Annotated in this window: 2 protein-coding genes; one reads left to right on the forward strand and one right to left on the reverse strand. The window is 53.0% G+C overall.

Annotated features, from left to right (window positions below; all coding sequences use genetic code 11):
* Nucleotides 1–636: hypothetical protein (locus tag B8991_RS21655; RefSeq protein WP_218673283.1), on the forward strand; the 636-nt coding region annotated here is incomplete at its 5' end.
* Nucleotides 637–1,109: 473 nt separating this feature from the next.
* On the opposite strand, the gene B8991_RS20895 is transcribed toward B8991_RS21655, so the two are convergent.
* Nucleotides 1,110–1,931: carotenoid oxygenase family protein (locus B8991_RS20895; protein ID WP_179141578.1), on the reverse strand; the 822-nt coding region annotated here is incomplete at its 5' end.

The raw sequence follows: 1,931 nt of genomic DNA on the forward strand, positions 1-1,931 counted from the left end.
GGAAAGGCAGGCTGCTTCGGCATCGGAACGGCTCCTTGGCGGGTTGCCCAAGTCTACCAGATCACGCCGAAAGAAGCAGGTTTTTCAGACGTTCCTAAAGCTTGTGCACCCGTAACCACGAAGAATTTAATGAAGATTAAACACTTGCCGTGGGGCAAGATACTTGGTGCGACAGTAGCGACTTGGATATCAATCGTAGTCGCCATTGCTCTGGGATTGCGGTCAAATGAACCGATAGAGGTTGTCGTTAAAGGAGCACCTCCCGTCTCGTCGGACCCGATAGAGAGACTTACAAATCGTGGATACACATTTGACCGCTCCGGATTTATCCGGGCTGCTGAAAATGGAGATACGAGATCGGTAGCCCTGTTCTGTGAAACAGCCGGAGAAAGGTGGCTTGACTATAGCTTTGTTTCAATGATGAAAATTGACGAATCCGTTACAGATGCCATCGCGTTGTGCAACAAGGAATATTCAATTGTGGCCTGTTCTCTTCCAGCGCCGGGCGATTTGTGGTCGGACTACGCGACCTTCGCCATCCATATCAGATCCAACGAGAGAAATGGAAATCTATCAAAAATTTGCGGCGCTCCGTTTGTCGCGGAGTTAGAGAGACGCGCGGATGCTGCCAAGTGACCTGTCCGACAAGTTCCGCACGCCCCTGCGGATTATGTCGCTGAGGTCGTGTATCCCCTTAACTGCGCGCTGTTAATATTCCAGTATTTGTGCAATATTGAATTTTTCTTTAAGGCAAAGGGATTAAAATGCCGTCGGCATAGGGAAAGATTGACCCCGAACATGGCAACCGACACCATTTTGCCCATCACGGCTGCCCGCTGCGACCTGTGAACGAGGCATCCGCCAAAGGCTGTTTCCGGAATTTCGAAAGCTAAGACTGGAAAGCGCAAGAATCGGTCATCGCGGACGCACTGACACGCTGGTTCACGCGACCGTATCGTGCAGCTCGCGATGTGCATGGAAGTTGTCTTCAGCCTCTGCTGGCGTTACGCCAGCAAAGCCAATTCAGGAAACACCCCGAACGCGTTCGCAAGCAAACGCGGCATCGGAGCATTCCCTGATCATGTGGTCTTGACCAACCGAGACAGACTTTAGTCGGCCAGGCTCACACCATTTTCATAGAGCATGTGCGGGCCAGCCCAGAACGCATGTGCGCCGGTGGGGATGTGATAGGGCATGATGATCCGGCAGATCGGGCCCTTATCGATATTGGCCGCATCGAACAGCACACATTCGCCCTTGCCCGAGTTTACGTTCGTCACGAATGTAACGACATATCCGTCATCCTCGGATTTGGAATTGAGCCGCGGTGCAAACGGCGCTTCGCTGACGAACTCGCCTTTCGGCATCATGAATGTCTGGGTCTTGCCTGTCTGAACATCGTATTTCTTCAGACCGTCAAGAAGCCACGATCCGGGCTGTGGCAATGCGTTGTAGCTGTATCGGTAGCTTCGGCCATTGTGCAGGCCGTTGATCATCGGGAATTCGGTGATCGTGTCATCCAGCCGCTCTTCCTTGGTTTCTCCGGTCCGCATGTTGAACCGCCAGCGATGCATCCGTGTTTCGGTGGTATGCATGTCCAGCATGCGGTTCAGCCGCTCATAGCCTTCCTTGGGCAGATCCGACATGTCCGGTATCGGGTTGCCGATGATGCAGCCATCCATGACAATCTCGTCACCGTCCTCATAGGTGTTGGACAGGTGAAGCATATAGCATGGCTCGGCGTCGAACCACTTCACGTCGTCATTGGTGCCGAAACGCGGTATCACACCAAAGCGTGAGGGCACATCGCGGTGAAAGCCCAACCGGTGTTTGCCCTGTCTGACGTCAGCACCTATGGGACAGATATGGCGATTTGAACAACGGAGGGTTTCTGGTTCATCGTAGCCTTTAAGGAGCGAAGATGAACAAGA

This window comes from Primorskyibacter flagellatus (assembly GCF_900176485.1).
GTDB classification, from domain to species: Bacteria; Pseudomonadota; Alphaproteobacteria; order Rhodobacterales; family Rhodobacteraceae; genus Primorskyibacter; species Primorskyibacter flagellatus.